This window comes from Micromonospora jinlongensis (assembly GCF_013410645.1).
In the GTDB taxonomy this organism is placed as follows: domain Bacteria; phylum Actinomycetota; class Actinomycetes; order Mycobacteriales; family Micromonosporaceae; genus Micromonospora; species Micromonospora zamorensis.
Genome location: NZ_JACCHK010000001.1, coordinates 6,566,514 through 6,584,619, shown reverse-complemented (window position 1 = coordinate 6,584,619; position 18,106 = coordinate 6,566,514). Strand labels below are relative to the sequence as shown.

The 18,106-nt window shown below is 71.3% G+C and carries 19 protein-coding genes; 10 read left to right on the top strand and 9 right to left on the bottom strand.

Annotation, left to right across the window (positions count from 1 at the left end; all coding sequences use genetic code 11):
• The first annotated feature begins 34 nt into the window (after nucleotides 1–34).
• Nucleotides 35–244 carry a hypothetical protein gene (locus tag HNR22_RS29645; protein ID WP_179783142.1) on the top strand — a complete coding sequence of 70 codons (210 nt, stop codon included), beginning with the start codon at nucleotides 35–37 and terminating at the stop codon, nucleotides 242–244.
• Here the strand turns inward: HNR22_RS29645 and HNR22_RS29640 are convergent.
• A complete protein-coding gene (locus HNR22_RS29640) occupies nucleotides 241–690 on the bottom strand; it encodes a hypothetical protein (RefSeq protein ID WP_179783141.1) in 450 nt (149 codons plus the stop codon). The genes HNR22_RS29645 and HNR22_RS29640 overlap by 4 nt on opposite strands.
• 161 nt (nucleotides 691–851) lie before the next feature.
• Here HNR22_RS29640 and HNR22_RS29635 point away from each other — a divergent pair, with 161 nt between their 5' ends.
• Nucleotides 852–1,205 carry a DUF6401 family natural product biosynthesis protein gene (locus HNR22_RS29635; protein WP_179783140.1) on the top strand — a complete coding sequence of 118 codons (354 nt, stop codon included), beginning with the start codon at nucleotides 852–854 and terminating at the stop codon, nucleotides 1,203–1,205.
• 69 nt (nucleotides 1,206–1,274) lie between these two features.
• Here the strand turns inward: HNR22_RS29635 and HNR22_RS29630 are convergent, their stop codons facing one another.
• Nucleotides 1,275–2,084 (bottom strand): mechanosensitive ion channel family protein, encoded by an 810-nt coding sequence (locus HNR22_RS29630; RefSeq protein ID WP_179783139.1) that lies wholly within the window; start codon nucleotides 2,082–2,084, stop codon nucleotides 1,275–1,277.
• A gap of 198 nt (nucleotides 2,085–2,282) precedes the next feature.
• Here HNR22_RS29630 and HNR22_RS29625 point away from each other — a divergent pair, with 198 nt between their 5' ends.
• The 3 genes from HNR22_RS29625 to HNR22_RS29615 all read left to right on the top strand — a co-directional run bounded on the left by HNR22_RS29625 (nucleotide 2,283) and on the right by HNR22_RS29615 (nucleotide 6,526).
• A complete protein-coding gene (locus HNR22_RS29625; RefSeq protein ID WP_179783138.1) occupies nucleotides 2,283–4,421 on the top strand; it encodes an ATP-binding SpoIIE family protein phosphatase in 2,139 nt (712 codons plus the stop codon).
• Between the two features lie 25 nt (nucleotides 4,422–4,446).
• The gene (locus tag HNR22_RS29620; protein ID WP_179783137.1) at nucleotides 4,447–5,124 is read left to right on the top strand and encodes an HAD family hydrolase; all 678 of its coding nucleotides are present in this window, start codon (nucleotides 4,447–4,449) and stop codon (nucleotides 5,122–5,124) included.
• A gap of 106 nt (nucleotides 5,125–5,230) precedes the next feature.
• Nucleotides 5,231–6,526: a cation:proton antiporter domain-containing protein gene (locus HNR22_RS29615; protein WP_179783136.1), complete on the top strand. Its 1,296-nt coding sequence runs from the start codon at nucleotides 5,231–5,233 to the stop codon at nucleotides 6,524–6,526.
• 63 nt (nucleotides 6,527–6,589) lie between these two features.
• Here HNR22_RS29615 and HNR22_RS29610 read toward each other — a convergent pair whose 3' ends face one another.
• Nucleotides 6,590–7,528, bottom strand: coding sequence for an FAD-dependent oxidoreductase (locus tag HNR22_RS29610; RefSeq protein WP_179783775.1), 939 nt, complete (start codon nucleotides 7,526–7,528; stop codon nucleotides 6,590–6,592).
• A 109-nt stretch (nucleotides 7,529–7,637) separates the two neighbouring features.
• On the opposite strand from HNR22_RS29610, the gene HNR22_RS29605 reads away from it, so the two are divergent.
• Nucleotides 7,638–7,853 carry a DUF3072 domain-containing protein gene (locus HNR22_RS29605; RefSeq protein ID WP_172861994.1) on the top strand — a complete coding sequence of 72 codons (216 nt, stop codon included), beginning with the start codon at nucleotides 7,638–7,640 and terminating at the stop codon, nucleotides 7,851–7,853.
• A gap of 110 nt (nucleotides 7,854–7,963) precedes the next feature.
• Here HNR22_RS29605 and HNR22_RS29600 read toward each other — a convergent pair whose 3' ends face one another.
• The 3 genes from HNR22_RS29600 to HNR22_RS29590 form a co-directional block, all read right to left on the bottom strand.
• Nucleotides 7,964–8,464: a metallophosphoesterase family protein gene (locus tag HNR22_RS29600; RefSeq protein ID WP_141908735.1), complete on the bottom strand. Its 501-nt coding sequence runs from the start codon at nucleotides 8,462–8,464 to the stop codon at nucleotides 7,964–7,966.
• Between the two features lie 80 nt (nucleotides 8,465–8,544).
• Complete coding sequence (locus tag HNR22_RS29595; protein WP_179783135.1) at nucleotides 8,545–11,439, bottom strand: ricin-type beta-trefoil lectin domain protein; 2,895 nt, start codon at nucleotides 11,437–11,439, stop codon at nucleotides 8,545–8,547.
• A 152-nt stretch (nucleotides 11,440–11,591) separates the two neighbouring features.
• The gene (locus HNR22_RS29590; protein ID WP_179783134.1) at nucleotides 11,592–13,421 is read right to left on the bottom strand and encodes a glycoside hydrolase family 15 protein; all 1,830 of its coding nucleotides are present in this window, start codon (nucleotides 13,419–13,421) and stop codon (nucleotides 11,592–11,594) included.
• Nucleotides 13,422–13,543: 122 nt separating this feature from the next.
• On the opposite strand from HNR22_RS29590, the gene HNR22_RS29585 reads away from it, so the two are divergent.
• Complete coding sequence (locus HNR22_RS29585) at nucleotides 13,544–14,131, top strand: YflT domain-containing protein (RefSeq protein WP_179783133.1); 588 nt, start codon at nucleotides 13,544–13,546, stop codon at nucleotides 14,129–14,131.
• A 44-nt stretch (nucleotides 14,132–14,175) separates the two neighbouring features.
• On the opposite strand, the gene HNR22_RS29580 is transcribed toward HNR22_RS29585, so the two are convergent.
• A complete protein-coding gene (locus HNR22_RS29580) occupies nucleotides 14,176–14,763 on the bottom strand; it encodes a DUF1684 domain-containing protein (protein WP_179783132.1) in 588 nt (195 codons plus the stop codon).
• A gap of 33 nt (nucleotides 14,764–14,796) precedes the next feature.
• On the bottom strand, nucleotides 14,797–15,366 hold the full coding sequence (locus tag HNR22_RS29575) for a TetR/AcrR family transcriptional regulator (protein WP_179783131.1): 570 nt from the start codon (nucleotides 15,364–15,366) through the stop codon (nucleotides 14,797–14,799).
• A 60-nt stretch (nucleotides 15,367–15,426) separates the two neighbouring features.
• Between HNR22_RS29575 and HNR22_RS29570 the strand changes: the two genes are divergently transcribed.
• Entirely contained in the window at nucleotides 15,427–15,915 is a 489-nt protein-coding gene (locus HNR22_RS29570) for an FBP domain-containing protein (protein ID WP_179783130.1), read from the top strand.
• On the opposite strand, the gene HNR22_RS29565 is transcribed toward HNR22_RS29570, so the two are convergent.
• A complete protein-coding gene (locus HNR22_RS29565) occupies nucleotides 15,905–16,450 on the bottom strand; it encodes a GNAT family N-acetyltransferase (RefSeq protein ID WP_179783129.1) in 546 nt (181 codons plus the stop codon). The two genes, HNR22_RS29570 and HNR22_RS29565, sit on opposite strands and share 11 nt — an antisense overlap.
• Nucleotides 16,451–16,607: 157 nt before the next feature.
• Here HNR22_RS29565 and HNR22_RS29560 point away from each other — a divergent pair, with 157 nt between their 5' ends.
• The gene (locus HNR22_RS29560; protein WP_179783128.1) at nucleotides 16,608–17,090 is read left to right on the top strand and encodes a MarR family winged helix-turn-helix transcriptional regulator; all 483 of its coding nucleotides are present in this window, start codon (nucleotides 16,608–16,610) and stop codon (nucleotides 17,088–17,090) included.
• A 9-nt stretch (nucleotides 17,091–17,099) separates the two neighbouring features.
• Nucleotides 17,100–18,086: a pirin family protein gene (locus HNR22_RS29555; protein WP_179783127.1), complete on the top strand. Its 987-nt coding sequence runs from the start codon at nucleotides 17,100–17,102 to the stop codon at nucleotides 18,084–18,086.
• The last annotated feature ends 20 nt before the right edge of the window (nucleotides 18,087–18,106 follow it).

Here is an 18,106-nt window from a genome sequence, read left to right as displayed (position 1 = left end):
CGGCAAGCCGGCGTGTTCGCGTAACAATTTCGGGATGCGTCAAGGCTCCGGAATCCTCTCCATGCGTCAGCGCCGCCTCGCCTGGCTCGGCTTCATGCTCGCCGCGCTGCAGGCGCCCGTGTCCGCCTGGCTCGTCGCCGACGAGTCGTGGCTGTTCAGCCTCTGCGTCGCGCTGATGGTGGCCATCGTGATCATCGCCGACGACGCGGCGCGGCGACGCCCCGCCAACGCGACCGGCGACTAGCCCTCGCTGACCGGTCGGGCCTCGTGCCCCGGCCGGCCCCGACTGCGGCGGCGCTCCTTCATCTCCGCCTCGTAGAGGTGGCGCCGCCCGCCCACCAACTCGTCACGGGCCTGTTGATCCACCTCGCGGAACAGCGCGTGGTAACCGTCGTCGAAGTCCTCGACGATCTGGAACGTCCACCGCCCGGCGATGACGTTACGACCCCGCAACTCGGTGGCGATCCGCTCGGCGAGCTGCTGATGCCCGGCGGCGCGGAACTGCTCCACCGCGTCGTCGAGCATCAGGTCGGCGTGCCCGATCAACTGGTGCAGGGAGTACAGGTGCCCCCGGGCCCGCTCCACACACTCCAGCGCCTCGCTGAGCTTGCCGAGCGCGGCGACCGTCTCGTCGCTCACCCCCGGTGGTCGCTGGTGCTGCTCGTCCGGTCCGTCCGGCTGCTGTCCCATTCGTGCCTCCGTGCCGTGTGCCGTCATCCACGGGCTTTTTCCTGGTGCCCCGTCTGTGCCGGATCAACCCCCGCGGTCAGCCCTGGTCGCCCAGTGGCGCAGCCGACATCCGCCGAGCGGCCGAGGTAGACCCGGTCACCAGTCGGTTAGCCTCGGTCACCATGCGTGTGCCGTTCACCCGGGTCGCCTCCCGTACCGCCGTCGACTCGGCGCGGTCCACCCTGGCCGCCCTCACCGTCTCCATCGGCACTGTCGGGCTGACCGCCGCCGCGGCGCGACCGGGGCTGCTGGCCCTCGTCGACCAGCACGCGGCCGCCGTCCGGGACAGCCTCGACGGGGACCGTCAACCGCTGACCGCCGCGGCGCTCGCCGGCTACGCCGAGGGGGTCCGCGAGGCTGCCCTGGAGCACGGGTGGACGCCGCCGGGTGGGCCGGTCGACTGGAGCGAGCCGGAATGGCTGCTCACCCGACTGCTCGCGGTCTGCGCGCTGGCCCGCTCGCTCGACGGGGCCTGACACGCGCGGGGAGGGCACCCCGCGTCGTACGCGGAACACCCTCCCCACCCGCCGTACCGTTACGAACCCTTACGAGCGGTACTGCTGGGCTTCGTCCGCCCGAGGCATCGCCTGGGTGCGGTCGCCCCCGCGGTCGGCCATCTGCCGCTCCACGTCGCTCCGTCCGGCCGCCGTGGCCTGACGCTGCTGCTGCACCGCCCGGGCCTCCCGGGCGGCCCGGTCCAGCCAGCCGTCCCAGCGGTTCTGCATCGGCTTCACGAGGCCGCCACCGACACCGACGATCAGGATGCCAGCCACCGTGGCGAGCACCGCGATCAGCACCGGAGTGGTCACCGTGGTGGCGATACCCACCTGGTTCAGCGCGGCGATCACGCCGAGAGCGATGATGAAGATCGCCGTCAGGTCGGCCAGAACCTTGCCGTACGAGAGCCCGCCCAGCGCCCCGGTGACCAGATCCCGGACAGCGTTGGCGATCGCAGCCGCCACCACCACGATGACGATCGCGATGAACGCACGTGGCAGCCAGGACACCACGCCGCTGATCAGGTCACTGATCGCGTTGGGCCCCCAGACTCCGAAGGCGAACTGCAGCGTGAACAGCAGTACGGCGTAGTACGCCAGTCTGGCCAGAATGTCGCTGGCGTCGTACTTCGTTCTCTCCAGGGCCCGTTTGATGCCGCCACGTTCGACCGCCTGGTCGAAGTGCACCCGTTCCAGCACCGTATCCACGATCTTGAGGACGGCTCTGGCGATGAGCCAGCCGACCACGAGGATGACGATGAAGGCCACTGCCTTCGGGATGAAGAGCAGCACCGACCTCCAGGTGTCGGCGATGGCATCGCCGATGTCGGCCTGCCGGACCGCGAGGGTTTTCAGCATGATGTCCCTCCTGTCGCATGGACTGCGCCGGGCGCATACCCGGCTACCGGTGCGGCACTCCGCGCAGAGCGCCGCGTTTTTTGCGACAAGCCGCCGAACAGGGGCCCTGAACTGCCCGAACGGCCACCGCGAATCGGGCCGTGCCAGCCCACGGCCATGATCGGATGCCTTTTCCGGTCGGCCGACTAGGCTGCGGACATGCCAGGAACGGTCGGGCGAGTCCCCATGCCAGCAACCCCGGGCCCGGGCGCACCCACCGGCTCCGGTGCGGCCGCTGCCGTGCTCGCCCACGACTGGGCCGGCACCCCGCTGGGCCCACCCGAGAGTTGGGACATGGCGATCCGGGTCGTGGTCGAGCTGATCCTCGCCTCGCCGATGCCGATGGCCCTGGCGTACGGCGACGACCTCGTGCTGCTCTACAACGCCGGCTACGCCGAGTTGCTGGGCACCAAGCACCCGAGCGCCCTCGGCCGCCCGGCAGCGGAGGTGTTCGCGGAGATCTGGGCGCTGCCCGGCGTCGGTGAGGTGATCGAGCGCAGCTACCGGCAGGGCGAGCCGTTCCTGGAGAAGGAGTCCACCCTGCCGCTGGTCCGTGGGCATTCCCCGACGGTGGAGCAGGCGGTCTTCACCCGGGGCTACTCGCCGGTGCGCGACAGTGCCGGGCAGATCGTCGGCGTGTTGACGGTCGCGGCCGAGACCACCCACGTCACCGAGCAGTTGCAGAGCCTCAGCGAGGTGGCCGCGGCGCTCGCCGGCACGCTCACCCTCGACGACGTGGCCCGGGTGGCGCTGCGCTACGCGCTCACCACGTTCGACCCCGACCAGGTCTCGTTCGCGGTCGACGAGGGCGGCGGCGGTTGGCGCATGGTGCGCCGGGTCCGCGGCGAGTTGCTGGACGAGGCCGACGAACGACTTCCCCCACTCTGGCGACGCGCCCCGGCTGACTGGTCGACGCCGGTGGTGCAGGCGGCGCGTTCCGGCGGGCCGTCGTTCGTTCGGGACGGGCAACCGCTGCGGGAGACGGCGGTGGACCGCCACGACCAGAAGATCCGCTCGATGGCGGCCCTGCCCCTGGGCACCTCGGTGGTCCGCGGCGGGCTGGCGGTCGGCTATCAGATTCCGCACACCTGGTCCCCCGCCGAGCGGGCACTGCTGGCCGCGTCGGCCGAGCTGATCGGCCAGGCCGCGGAGCGGGCCCGCCGCTTCGAGACCCAGCACGGCACGGCCCAGCTGTTGCAACGCAGCATGTTGCCGGAGCACCTGCCAGATCTGCCCCGGCTGCGGATCGCGGCCCGTTACGACCCGGGGGTCGACGGCAACGCGGCCGGCGGCGACTTCTACGACGCGTTCCTGCTGCCCGACGGCACGCTGGGCGTGGTGCTGGGCGACGTCGCCGGGCACGACGTGCAGGCCGCCGCGCGGATGGGGCAGGTCCGGGCCGCGTTGCGCGCGCTGGCCCTGGCCGACCCGGCACCGGACGCGGTGCTGGGCGGTCTGGACCGGCTGGTGACCAGCCTGGGCGCGGAGGCCGGCACCCACGAGCTGTTCGTCACCGTGGTGTTCGGGGTGATCGACGCGGAGCGGCGGGAGCTGACCCTGGCAAGCGCCGGCCACCCCGCGCCGCTCATCCGCCGAGGGGACCCGGAGGGCCGCTCCCACGCGGAGTACGCGGACGTCCCGGCTGGGCCCCCGCTGGGTCTGGGCGGCCGGCCGGGCACCACGACTGTCGAGTTCCGCCCGGGCGACACCCTCCTGCTGTTCAGCGACGGGGTGGTGGAACGTCGCCGGCAGAGCCTGACCGTCGGGCTGGCCACCCTCAGTGACGCGGTCGCGAAGGCCGGCAGCGGCGACCCGCGTGCCCTCTGTGCGGTGGCCACCGCCTCGGTTCCGGGCGGCACCGAGGACGACGTTGCCGTGCTGGCGGTCGAGCACGCGCTCAAGCCGAGTCGCTCGGCGAGCATGGAGGTGCCCGCGGAGCCGACCGCCCCCAGCCGGGTCCGGCACTGGATGACCGGCCAGCTCACCGACTGGCAGGTGCCCGAGTCGGTGATCGGTGCGGCGGTGCTGTGCACCAGCGAGCTGACGACCAACGCGCTGCTGCACGCCGGCACCGCCGCCCGGGTGGAGATCGACCTCAGCCCCGAGCGGCTGCTGGTCTCGGTCGCCGATTCCGGCACCCGGGGCACCGTGACCCGGGCCCGCACCGACACGTTGAGCAGTCGTGGGCGTGGGCTCGGCCTGATCGAGGAGCTCAGCGACGCCTGGGGCACCGACCCGTCGGTCCGCGGCTCCACGGTCTGGTTCGAGATCCTCACGCCGCCAGCCGCGCATTCCTGAGAGGCCCCGAGGGTAGGAGCACGCCATGCGTACCGACGAGCCCGCCGGAGTCTTCTTCGACGTCGATGGCACCCTGGTCGACACCACCTACCTGCACACCGTGAGCTGGTGGGAGGCGCTGCGTCAGACCGATCAGCCGGTGCCGATGGCGATGGTGCACCGGTCGATCGGGATGGGTTCCGACAAACTCCTGGATCACCTGCTCGGCCCGGAGCGGGACCGCGACGCCGACACGAAGCTGCGCGACGCGCACGACACCCTGTACGCCGAGTACTGGGAACGGCTCACGCCGCTGCCCGGGGCGGCGGACCTGCTGCGCGCCTGCGCCGAGCGAGGGCTGCGGGTGGTGCTCGCGACCTCCGCCTCGGAACCCGAGGTCGATGCGCTCCGTCGGGCACTGGACGCCGACGACGTGATCGACACGGTCACCTCCTCGGCGGACGCGAAGCAGAGCAAACCCGCACCGGACATCCTGGTCGCCGCGTTGGAGCAGTCCGGGTTGGCCGCGGAGCGGGTGGTCTTCGTCGGCGACTCGGTGTGGGACGTCGTCGCGGCCGGGAAATTGCACATCCCGTGTGTGGGGTTGACCTGCGGCGGCACCAGTCGGGGCGAGCTGGCCGGCGCTGGCGCTGTGGCGGTGTACGACGACCCCGCCACACTGCTGGGCGAGTTGGCGGACTCGCCGCTCACCCGACCCCGGTGAGGATCACTCAGGTTCGCCCACCCGTCCGCGCATAGCGACCGGCCCTGCGGGGCATGGTCTGTCACCACCTGCCCGCGCCTCGCGGGTGCGGCTGAAAGGTGGTGCCGTGGAGCCGGTAGATGTGGCGTTCGCGCTGGTGGGCCTGGGCGCTCTGCTCGCGGGCATCCTCCCGCGGGTGTTGGAGCAGCGTCCCCTGTCCATGCCGATCGCCTTCCTCGCCCTCGGCATGCTGGTCTTCCTGCTGCCGGTGGGGCTACCGACACCGGATCCGCTGGCCCACCCGGAGTTGACAACCCACCTCACCGAGATCGGGGTGATCGTCGCGCTGATGGGGGCCGGGCTCAAGATTGACCGGCCGTTGAGTTGGCGGCGGTGGTCGTCCACCTGGCGGCTGTTGGCGATCGCGATGCCACTGTGCATCGCGGCGGTGGCCCTGCTCGGGTGGTGGTGGGCGGGGCTGGTGCCGGCCGCCGCGCTGCTGTTGGGCGCCGCGTTGGCCCCGACCGACCCGGTGCTCGCCGCCGACGTGCAGGTCGGCGAACCGACCGACGTGGAGGATTCCGAGGACGAGGTCCGCTTCGCGTTGACCTCCGAGGCCGGTCTCAACGACGGGCTGGCGTTTCCGTTCGTCTACGCCGCGATCGCCATCGCCTCGACGAGTCTCGCCCCCCGCGACTGGTTCGCCGAGTGGTTCACCGTGGACGTGCTCTGGAAGGTGGGTGTCGGCGTCGGCGGTGGCCTTCTCATCGGTTGGCTGCTGGGCAAGTTGTTCTTCCGCGCGCCCAGCAAGCTGCGGTTGGCCCGGCACGCCGAGGGCTTCCTGGCGCTGGCCGCCACGTTCCTGGCGTACGGGTTGGTGGAGGTGGTCGGCGGGTACGGCTTCCTGGCGGTGTTCGTGGCCGCCCGGGCGATCCGGTCCGCCGAGCGGACCAGCGAGTTCCACTCGGTGCTGCACGACTTCGCCGAGCAGGTCGAACGGCTGCTCACCCTCGTGCTGTTGCTGCTGCTCGGCGGCGCGATCGTCGGTGGCCTGCTGGTTCCGTTGACCTGGTCGGCCGCCGCCGTCGGGCTGGCGCTGGTGTTCCTGATCCGACCGCTGATCGGCTGGTTGTCGCTGCGCGGCGCGCCAGGACGGCCGGCCGAGCACTGGGTCATCTCGTTGTTCGGCATCCGGGGCGTCGGCTCGTTCTACTACCTCGCGTACGCCACCACGAAGGCCGACTTCCCGCAGGCCGAGCTGCTCTGGGCGACCGTCGGGCTGGTGGTGCTCGTCTCCGTGGTGGTGCACGGCATCACGGCGACTCCGGTCATGCAACTGCTGGACCGGGAGGGCGAGCGGACCTCCGACCCGGCCGAACGGCACACCGACGACCCCCGGCCGGTCGCGGCGGGGCACGCCTAGGCCTGCGTCAACGCTCCGGGGCCAGGGTCCTACGACAGCGGCCAAGGGGCACGGGCACGCCGCTCAGGTCAGGCGGGCGACCAGGGCACGGCCGAGGTCCCGGCCGGAGCGCCAAGCGCTCTGCACCCGGGGCTTGCCGAACGCGTCGCCGGCCAGACCGATCCCGTCGGGGTCCAGGTGGTAGGTGTCGCCGCCGGCGTCGCTGGTCGGCTTCGCGTACGTCCAGCGGTGCACGTGCACGTCGGCGGCGTCCTCGGGCAGTCCCAGCAGGTCCCGGACGGCCTGCTCGATGGCCGGGCCGGCCCCGGTGGGCTGGGCCAGATGCCCGGCGGCGAACTCCGGCACGGTGTGCGCGACGAGCACCGGCGCGCCGTCGCCGCGTCGGTCGCCGTCGTCGCAGACCAGGTTGAGGACCGGGTGGTCGTTGACGAACGCGCCCCGGAAGTCCGGCCAGCGGCGGGTCGGGAACCGCAGCACCGCGGCCAGCGTCGGCGACCAGCGTTGCGCCTGGACGACCTGGGTGGCGGCCGTCAGGGCCGGGTCGAGCAGCAGGGCGGCCTGCGGCCCCGGCATGGCCAGTGCGACCGCCGCGCACGACTCGCCGTCCACTGTCGGCCCGGGCTCCACGATGAGCACCAGCCGGTCGACGGTGACCGGCACCTCGCTGGCCAGGTGTTCGACCAGGGAGCGCAGCCCACGTGGTGCGGCGAAGCGCATCGGCCCGGGCACCTCCTGGCGGCCGGCCCGGTCGTAGGCCTGGAAGGTGTCGGTCCATTCGCGGACCAGCCCGGCGGCGCGCCACTGCTCGACCACCTCGGCGAAGTCCGGGTCGCTGGCGGTGAAGTACGCGGCGCCGATGTCCGCGGGCCGGCCCTCGAAGCGTTTGGTGGCCATCCGGCCGCCACGGACGTGGCCTCGCTCCCGGACCTGCACCGGCACCCCGGCACGGGTCAGCTCGACCGCACAGGCCACCCCGGCGATGCCCGCCCCGACCACCACCACTCGCGTTCGGTCCACCCTCATCCGGTGATCGTAGGTGGCGGCGACGGCCCGGCATGAACCACCGACGATCAGGGTACTGGCACACCTGTTCGAAGAAAGGATGATGACAATGACGGACCGCCGCAACGAGCAGGCCGACCAGAATGCCGCGATCAAGGACCCGGACGAATGGGTCACCGGCGACGAGCCGCCCACGGCCGCTCAGGAGTCCTACCTGAACACGTTGGCCCGTGAGGCCAACGCGGACCTTCCGGACGACCTGACCAAGGCCGAGGCGTCCAAGCGCATCGACGAACTCCAGGCCGAGACGGGCCGGGGCCAGTAGTCAGTGGTCGACTCCGCTTCCGGGACCATGGGGTGTCCGCGAGACCTGGACACCGCGAGATCAAGGAAGCGGAGTCGATCACGCTTCGGACCAGCACCGTGGGCCGGTGGTCAGCCGCGGGTCAGCCGGTGCAGCTCCACCTCCGCCAGGCGGCCGGCACTGATGGTGGCACTGAGGTAGGTGGCGTGCGGTTGCGAGCGCCGGTCGGTGGGTGAGCCGGGGTTGAGCAGCCGCAGCCCGCCGGGCGCCTCGGTGTCCCAGGGGATGTGGGAGTGCCCGAAGACCAGCAGGTCGACATCGGGAAACAGGGCAGCACACCGCTTTTCGCGACCGGTCCGTGGCCCGGTCTCGTGCACCACGGCGACGCGCAGGCCGTCGAGTTCGACCCGGGCCACCTCCGGCAGCCGGGCGCGCAGCGCCGGCCCGTCGTTGTTGCCGTACACCCCGATCAGCCGGCGCGACCGCGCGGTCATCGCGTCGAGCAACGCCTCGTCCACCCAGTCACCGGCGTGTACGACCACGTCCGCCGCCTCGATCGCCGCCCAGAGCGGCCCGGGAAGGTCCCGGGCCCGCTTCGGTACGTGGGTGTCCGCCGTGAGCACCAACCGCATCCCGGCATTCTCCCCCGCGTCCCGGCCGCCCGCCCGGGGACGCGGGCGGACGGCGGGGACACGAACCGGTCAGGGGCCGGTCACGGCAGGGTCCAGCGTTGCGCCCCGGTGCCGTTGCAGGTCCAGATCCGCAGTTGCCGGCCGTCGGTGAGGTCGGAGTTGGGGATGTCCAGACACCGGCCCGACTGGGGATTGCGCAGGCTGCCGTCCGGCTGGGCGGCCCACTGCTGGGCCCCGCTGCCGTTGCAGTCGTAGAGCTGCACGAGCGTGCCGTCGGTGGTGCCGCTCGCCTTCACGTCCAGGCACTTGGCCAGCCCGCGCACCGTCCCGTCGCCGGGCAGGGTCCAGCGTTGCGCGGCGGAGCCGTTGCAGGTCCAGGTCTGCACCCTGGTGCCGTTGGCGGTCTGGCTGGAGGCGATGTCCGCGCACTTGCCGAGGGCCTTGACCTCACCGGTGCGCGCCCCGCCGGTGCCGACGCCCGGGCCGGTGAAGGTGTAGCTGTCCACGTCCAGCAACGCGCCGGTGCCACCGGTGACGACCAGGTACAGGTCGTGGGTGCCGTCGTCGGGCCTGGTCACCGTGGCGCTCAGCTCGGTGTAGTTGTCCCAGCCGCCGGTGTTCGGCACCGCGATCCGGGCGACCTCGGTGCCGGTCGGTGAGTCGTACCGGAAGGAGAGGGTGCCCCCGGGGCCGCCGGAGGAGACGCGAGCCCGCACACCGGTGATGCCCTTGAGGCTCACGGCGTGGTGTCGGACGCTCTCACCGTTCTGGATGTCACCGAGCCGTTTGCCGCCCTCGGCCGCCGCCTGGTCGATCACCTTGGGCCCGTTGAGTTGGACGAGGTGCTCGGCCTGCCACTGTTTCGGGTAGAGGATGATCTCCTTCTCGCCGGTCAGGCCGGTCGAGCCGGTCGCGCCGCGATCGGTGTAGCTGCCTCGCAGGACGAAGAACAGCACCGAGTCGGGGCCGGCGTGCACCGGGCCGGTGTTGAAGGTCGCGCCGCAGCCGGTGCCCTCCCCCTCCTCGTGGGCGTGCTCCTGGTGGCCGAGCGCGGCCCGGACGACCACCGCCGAGCAGGCCGGCGTGCCGTCCTGCGGGTCACTGGCGGTGGCGCTCACGGTCAGGTCCTGCCCCCAGTCGAAGAGACCGCCGGCGGGCAGCCCGTTCACCGTGACCGTCGGCCGGTTGTTGCCGACCACCACCGGCACCAACGTGGTGGCGCTGCGGCCGGTGCCGTCGTTGACGGTGAGTCGGGCGTTGTAGCTGCCGTTGGCCGAGTACGTGAAGGACGGGTTCGCGGCGGTCGAGTCGGTGCTGCCGTTGTCGGTGAAGTCCCAGGCGTACGTGAGCGGGTCACCGTCCGGGTCCGAGCTGCCGGCACTGGAGAAGGTCACGGCCAGCGGCGCCAGACCGTTGTCCCTGTTGACGGTGGCCTTGGCCAGTGGCGACCGGCCACCCTGCACGTAGTTGATTTTGTATAGACCGGCGTCGGCGGCGCCGGAGAAGTAGCCGCTTCCGTATTCGAGCAGGTAGAGCGAGCCGTCCGGGCCGAACTGCCAGTCGATCGGGTGGACGAACCTCATGCCGGCGAGCACCGGCTCGATCACTGTCGGCGCGCCGGTGGCCGGGTTGCCGTTGTCGAACTGGACCTCCTTGATCCAGTTGCGGCAGTACTCGGAGATCAGCCACTTGTTGTCGTAGTAGGCCGGCCACTTCACGTCCGAGACGAGGTTCGGGTCGTAGTGGTAGACCTCGACGTGGTTCGGCGACCCGCACCCACCCGGGTTGTCCAGCGCGGGCCAGTCTTCGCTGCCGCCGTGCTGCTCCCAGACCAGCGCCGGCTTCGTCGCCGGAAGCTGCTGGAGACCGGTGTTGCGGGGGGAGTTGTTGACCGGGCCGGTCGAGCCGCCGCACGGGAACCAGCCGCGCGGCGAGGCGGTGGCGAAGTCCCAGTCGTTGTAGGCGACGTTGGGACCGCCGCAGTACGGCCAGCCGTAGTTGCCGGGTCCGGCGGCCCGGTTGAACTCGTCGTACGCCGCCGGGCCACGGTTGGCGAGGTCGACGCCGGCGTCCGGGCCGACCTCGCCCCAGTAGAGGGTGTTGTTGGCCTTGCGGTCGACCCAGATCCGGTACGGGTTACGGACACCCATCACGTAGATCTCCGGTCTGGTGCGAGCGGTACCGGCGGCGAAGAGATTGCCGGAGGGGACGGTGTAGCTGCCGTCGTTCTCCGGATGGATCCGGTTGATCTTGCCGCGCAGGTCGTTGGTGTTGCCCGAGGTGCGCTGGGCGTCGTACTGCGCGTTGCGGCTGGTCCGCTCGTCGATCGGGGCCATCCCGGCGGAGTCGCCGCCGGAGTTGGTGTTGTCGCCGACGGCGAAGTACAGGTTGCCGGCGGTGTCCCAGCTCATCGAGCCGGCCGAGTGACAGCACAGGTCACGTTCGGTGGGCCACTCGATGAGCAGGTCCTCGCTGGCCGGGTCGAGCAGCAACGTGGACGGGTTGAAGGTGAACCGGCTGATCCGGTTGACCAACGGGGTGACCTTGGGCGAGTAGAAGAGGTAGACCCAGCGGTTGCTCGCGAAGCTCGGGTGCAGCGTGATGCCGATCAGGCCGTCCTCGAAGCGGGCGTCCAGTGGCAGGGTCAGCGCGACAGTGGTGGATCTGGTCGCCGGGTTGTAGAGACGGACCTGGCCGCCGCCGCTGCTGGTGCCTCGATTGATGTAGAAGACCTTGCCGTCGGGGGCGACGGCCAACTCGATCGGCTCCCCCATGGAGAGCCCGCCGTCGAGGGCGATCTTTTCGAACCCGACGGTGGCGGGCGGCGCCAGGGCAGCGGCGGCCCGGGCCGGAGATGCGGTGGCCGCTTTCTCGGTGCCGCCGCGTGCGGTGGCCGGCGGGGCGAGGCTGAGGGTGGCGAGGACGGTGAACAGGGTGGTGGCGGCGACGAGACGTCGACGCAGAGTGCGGGACACGAGACCTCCAGCTGTCCGGGGGATCTCGGTGCCGCTCCCGCCGACTGGAGGAGCACCGCGGTGTGTCCCGGACATTAACGTCTTTCACTGGAAGGCGATAGAACTTCACGTCAACGAATCGAAAGTTGTCAAGGTCTGGACGAAAGTACGGGTCAGCGACGCGGCGTGAAATGCGCCGGGGGCATCCCGCACTCGCGCAACGTCGGGTCCTGCTCGACGTCGGTGAGCACACCGGCGGCATTGATCAGGCCGATGTGCGAGAACGCCTGCGGAAAGTTGCCCAACTGCTCCCCGGTCTGCTGGTCGATCTGCTCGGCGAACAGGCCCAGGTCGTTGACCCGACCAGCCAGATCGCGGAACAACGCGTGCGCCCGGTCCCGCTCACCGGCCAACGCCAGGCAACTCACCAACCAGAACGAACAGATGACGAAGCCCGCCGGGTCGCCGTCCCAGCGCCGCAGCAGGCCGTCGTGCGACAGCCGCCGCTCCACCGCGCGGACCGTCGAGCGCATCCGCGGGTCATCGGCCCGCAGAAAACCCACCAGCGGCATCACCAGCACCGACGCGTCCAGCTCGTCGGAATCAAAAACCCCGGTGTACGACTGGAGCCGGTCGCTCCACCCCCGCTCAAGGATCGCCGCGCGCACCTCGTCCCGGGCCGCCGTCCAGCGGGCCAGGTCCTGCGGCCCGCCGAGCTGGTCGCCGAAGCGGACCGCCCGGTCCAGCGCGACCCAGCACTCCACCTTCGAGGACACGTGGTGGTGTTGCACACCACGCTCCTCCCACATCCCCGCGTCCGGCTGTTTCCAGTCCTGCTCGGCCTGATCGGCGAGCACCCGGAGCAGGTGGTAGACGTCCCTGTCGAACGGCTCCAGCTGGTCCCGCATCAGCCAGGCGGCGTCCATGGCCGCGCCGTAGATGTCGTTCTGCCGCTGCCGCCACGCGTCGTTGCCGGTCACCACCGGCGGACTGTCGCGGTAACCGCCGAGCTGGTCCAGCCGATGCTCGGTGAGGTCCCGCTCCCCCAGCACCCCGTACATGATGGGCACCGGCTGGTCGCTGACCCGGCCCATCGCCCGGCCCAACCAGGCGAACTGCCGCCGCACCTCGTCAAAGCACGCCGACCGCCACAGCGCCCGCAGGGTGTGGCTGAAGTCGCGCACCCAGACGTAGCGGTAGTCGTAGTTGCGGTCCCCGCCGAGCTTCTCCGGCAGCGAGGTGGTCACCGAGGCCACCACAGCGCCGCTGGGCCGGTACGTCATGCCCTGCACCACCAGCCCGCTGCGCCGCACCTCCTCGGCGTAGAGGCCCTGGTAGTCGTGCTCGTCGGCCCAGGACCGCCAGCCGGCGACGGTGTCGGCGATCGTCTGGTCGGCGTCCGGCACCTCCGGCAGTGGGGCGTCGTAGGTCGGGGCGTACCCGAGAGTGAAGTTGTGGGTCGTGCCGGCGCGGACGGTGAACGTCGCCGCGGCATCGCCATCGTCGCCGCACGCCAACCGCACGCTGCCGCGGAACGTGAGTCGCGCGGCCCCGGCGATGGCCTCGAGCATGTCCTCCCGCTCGACCAGGTACGCGATGGTGCGCCCGTACTCGAAGCGCGGCCGATAGTGCACCCGCATCGGCACCGCACCGGAGAGTCCCTGCACGCTGCGGACCAGCACCTGCGGTGGGTGCATCCCGATGTCGTGACCTCGCGAGCCGGGCTCGAAGGCGAGCGCGTCGGTGAGCGCGACCTCCCCCTTCGCGGTGCGGAAGACGGTCCGCAGCACCAGGGTGTCCCGCAGGTAGCTGCGTTCGACAGTGAAGTCGGCCTCCGGTCGGATCGACCAGTGCCCCGCGCCGTCGTCGAGCAGCCGCCCGAACACCGACGGGGCATCGAACCGGCCCGGGCACCACCAGTTCACCGAGCCCGCGGCGTCGACCAGCGCCGCGCTGCGGCCGTCGGCGAGGAACCCGTAGTCACTGATCTGTCCGCTCTCCACCTGACTGGCTACCCGGGCCGCCCGCGCACATTCCTCCCATTCGGGGACGACACTCACCGTGCTGGACGGCGTTACCGCTCGGCATGGCCGGGAACCCGGGAAGCTGACGAGGGAGGATGCTCATGACGTCAGCTTCGGGGCCGACCGCCGCGTGGCGGCCCGGCACACAGGGTGGCGACCTGCTTCCATCCGGGCCGGCCGGCCGATTGGCGACACCGGCCGGTGACGGTCACGGACCGCAGGCCGGGCCGCCAACCGTGACGATCGGCTCGTACCCGGACTATCCGGCCGCGCAGCGGGTCGTCGACTATCTGGCCGACAACCGGTTCCCGGTGGAGCACAGCGCCATCGTCGGCACCAACCTCACCCTGGTGGAGTCGGTGCTCGGGCGGATGACCACCGGTCGCGCCGGCCTGCTCGGCGCCGGCACCGGCGCCTGGTTCGGTCTCTTCATCGGCCTGTTGTTCGGCATCTTCACCGTCGGCAACTGGCTGGCGGTGATCCTGGTCGGGCTGGTCATCGGTGCGATCTGGGGCGCCGTGTTCGGCGCGGTCGCACACGCGATGACGGGCGGGCAGCGCGACTTCACCTCGGCCAGCTCACTGCGGGCCGGCCAGTACGCGGTGACGGTCGACGCGCAGTTCGCCGACCAGGCCCGCCAGCTGCTGGGCCGGATGCAGATGCCCAACCCGGCCGCGAACACCCGCTGAGCGACGATCGACCGGCCGTCCCGGCAGTACGCCGGGGCGGCCGCTCAGTCGTGGTACGTCAACTCCCCGGCGCGGATGTCGACCTCGACGCGGTTCTCCGGGGGTGCCAGTGGGCAGGCCCAGCGGTCGTCGTAGGCACAGCTCGGGTTGTAGAGGTAGTTGCCGTCCAGCCGGACCCGGTCGCCGGGCAGCAGCTCGACGCCCCGCCCGAAGGTGCCCTTCACCGTGTCGGTGAGGTAGCGGCCTCCCCCGTAGGTGTCCCGCCCGCAGGTGCCGTCCCGCAACGGCACGAACAGACCGCCGCCGTACGCCTCGATCCACCACAGGGTCAGCGGCCCCCACGGTGTCTCGGCCACCGCGACCCGCCGGTACGCGACCACCCCGTCCGGACCGCCGGTGTCGATCCGCAGCTCTCCGCTGGCCGCCCGCAGGGGCGCCTCCACCACGGCGTCCGGGTTGGGCGGGAAGTAGCGCACCCCGAAGAAGCCGACCCGTTCCGCCGGTGGGATCGGGCTCTGCGGGTGGGTGGCGAAGAGTTCGTCGCGTCCCGCCCGGAACCCGGTCAGGTCGACGTCGGACAGGTACAGCCGGGCGACCCGCTCCCGCCAGTCGGCCAGCTCCAGATCATCCACGCCACCGAGCCTATGCCGTCCCGCGGCGGCACTTCAGCGTGGCGGCCAGTTGGTCAGGACGGCGTCGAGGGCGTCCAACGTCCGGGACCAGGAGTCGTCCGTCGGACGCGGGGTGTGCCGGAAGCCGCCGGTCTTCTCCAGGCTGACGAACCCGTGGAACGTGCTGTGCATCATCCGTACCGCGTCGGTCTGGTCCGGCTCGGAGAGTCGGTAGCCGCGCAGGATGGCCCGGGTCATCTCGGCGTGCCGGACACCGGCGCTCGCCGCGGCCGTCTCCGGGTCGAGGTCGATCTGCATCGCGGCGTACCGACCGGGGTGCTGCCTCGCGTAGTCCCGGTAGGCGTTGGCGAAGGCCACCAGCGCATCCTTGCCGGCCCGGCCGGCGAGGGCGGCGGCCACCCGGTCGACCAGCTCCGCCAGGGCCAGCAGGGCGATCCGGACCCGCAGGTCCCGCGCGTTCCTGATGTGGAAGTACAGGCTCGCGTCCTTGACCCCGAAGTGGCGTGCGAGCGCGGCGACGGTCACGTTCTCCACGCCCACCTCGTCGGCCAGGTCGGCGGCGACCAGGGTCAGGCGCTCGGCGGTAACCCCTGCACGTGCCATGCACCACACCCCAAACCTAGCCGCAATAATCGTTTGCCTAGGAGGGCTAGGCTACTACCTATGCTACAGCCGACCGAATCCGCGATCCGCAAGGCCTTCGTCAACTGCACCCAGGGTGAGGCGAAGCGGATGGCCGTACCAAATGATCTTGGCACTCGCCCCTGGGACGACCTCGACTTCTTCGGCTGGCGGGACCCGGCCGCACCGCAGCGGGCCTACCTGCTGGCCGAGTCCGACGGCAAACTCGTCGGCGTGGCGCTGCGGGCCGCGACGCACCAGATCGGGCGGGTGCGGCGCAGCATGTGCTCGCTCTGCCTGACCACACACCTCGGCGACGGCGTCTCGTTGATGACCGCCCGTAAGGCCGGGCCGGGTGGACGGCAGGGCGACTCCGTGGGCACGTACATGTGCTCCGACCTGGCCTGCTCGCTCTATCTGCGGAAGAAGAAGCACGCCGGGCCGCCCATGCCCGACCCGCTGCCCCTGCCGGAGAGGATCGACCACGTCCGGGCCGCCCTCGCGGCGTTCCTGCGCAAGGTCAACGAGTGATCTGAGGGTCGGTGGCCAGGCGGGCGTGCAGGTGCTCGTCGTAGCGGCGGCCGTCGCCGTAGCGGTACGACTCGCGCAGCGTCCCCTCGGCCGCGTAGCCGGCCCGGTCCGCGACGCGGCAGGAGGCCGGGTTGGCGACGGCGTGGCACAGCTCCACCCGGTGCAGCCGGAGGTCGGTGAACGCCCAGTCGGTGAGCCGGACGACGGCCCGCACCGCCACCTGACGCCCACGCGCCGCAGGCACCGTCCAGTAACCGATGGACGCGTCGCCGTCGTGGATGCGGTGCAGTGACACCGAGCCCAGCAGTTCGCCGTCGGTCGGCGCGGTCACCGCCATCGAGACATGGCCACCGGTGGACCAGTCGGCCCGGCGGCGAACCCAGAGCAGCGCGACCTCGTCGTCGATCGGGTCGCCACCCTGCGGGTTCCACTGGGCGATCGCCGGGTCGCGCAGGGCGTCGCGGACCGCCGGGGCGTCCTCGTCGCGCCAGGGGCGCAGCAACAGGTCGGCGGCGGTGAGTTGCACGTGTTCCACGAGGCCGGAGTCTGGCACATCACGTCACCACAGCGCCGCCGGTTTAGCGTCGATTTCCTTCAAAGCTGCACGACCGGGTGCCGCACGGCGGAAAACGTGACCCAGGTGACGCGTTACGCCACTAGTTAAATTTTTAAGTAGTGCTATCGTCGTGGGCATGACCGAGAGCCTGGACAGCACCCGAGAGGCCGCCTGGCGCGCCTACATCGAGGCCAGCCAGCGTCTCTACACCCAGTTGGAAGAGGACCTGCGCGCCCAGAGCGATCTCAGCTTCGCCGACTACCACGTGCTGGTCCTGCTCTCGGAGGCACCGGGGCAGCGGCTGCGGATGGGTGAGCTGGCCAGCCGGCTCATCTTCTCGCCCAGCCGCCTGACGTACCAGATCTCCTCCATGCAGCGCCGGGGCATGGTCAGCAAGGAGCCCTGCCCGGACGACCGACGCGGCAGCGAGGCGGTCCTCACCGCCGCCGGGCTGCTCGCCCTGCGGGATGCCGCACCTCACCATCTGGCGTCGGTGCGCACCTACCTGATGGACGACCTCGACGACGCCGAGGTCGCCTGCCTCACCCGGGTCTTCGGCCGGATCGGTGACCGCCTGCGGGCGTCCCGGGCCGGCTCGACAACCCACGCCACGAGCTAGGAGCCCTCGATGCCCGCGATCACCGTTGACAACGTCCTCGTCCTGCCCCGCCTGCCCCGGCTGGAGGAGTCCACCACCTTCCGCCCGGTGCGCAAGGTGACCACAGCGCCCACCAGCTTCGAAGGTGAGGGCTTCCCGGTCCGTCGCGCCTTCGCCGGGGTGTCGACCACCGACCTGGACCCGTTCATCCACCTCGACCAGATGGGCGAGGTCGACTACGCGCCGGGCGAGCCGAAGGGCACCCCCTGGCACCCGCACCGCGGCTTCGAGACCGTCACCTACATCATCGACGGGGTCTTCGACCACCAGGACTCGAACGGCGGTGGTGGCACCATCACCGACGGCGACACGCAGTGGATGACGGCGGGCAGCGGGCTGCTGCACATCGAGGCGCCGCCGGAGCACCTGGTGGTGAGCGGCGGGCTGTTCCACGGCACCCAGCTCTGGGTCAACCTGCCCCGCTCGGCCAAGATGAACCCGCCCCGCTACCAGGACATCCGCGGTCGGGAGTCGGCGCTGCTCACCACGCCCGACGGTGGCGCGCTGATCCGGGTCATCGCCGGCGAGATCGCCGGGCACCGGGGCCCGGGGTCGACCTTCACCCCGATCACCATCACGCACGTCACAGTGCAGCCGGGGGCGCAGGTCGACCTGCCCTGGCAGCCCGACTTCAACGCCCTGGTGTACGTGCTGGGCGGTCGCGGCACGGTCGGCACCGACCGGCGGCCGGTGCGTACCGGCCAGCTCGCGGTGCACGGCCCGGGTGACGCGCTGCGGTTCAGCGCCGACACCGCGCAGGACAGCAGCACCCCCGCGCTGGACCTCTACATCATGGGTGGCCAGCCGATCCGGGAGCCGGTGGCACAGTACGGCCCGTTCGTGATGAACACCCGGGACGAGCTGCTCCAGGCATTCGAGGACTTCCAGGCCGGCCGGCTCGGTGTGATCCCCACCGAGCGACTGCCGCACACCGACGGCCAGGGCACCCGGCCCTGACCCCGCGTCACCACTGAGAT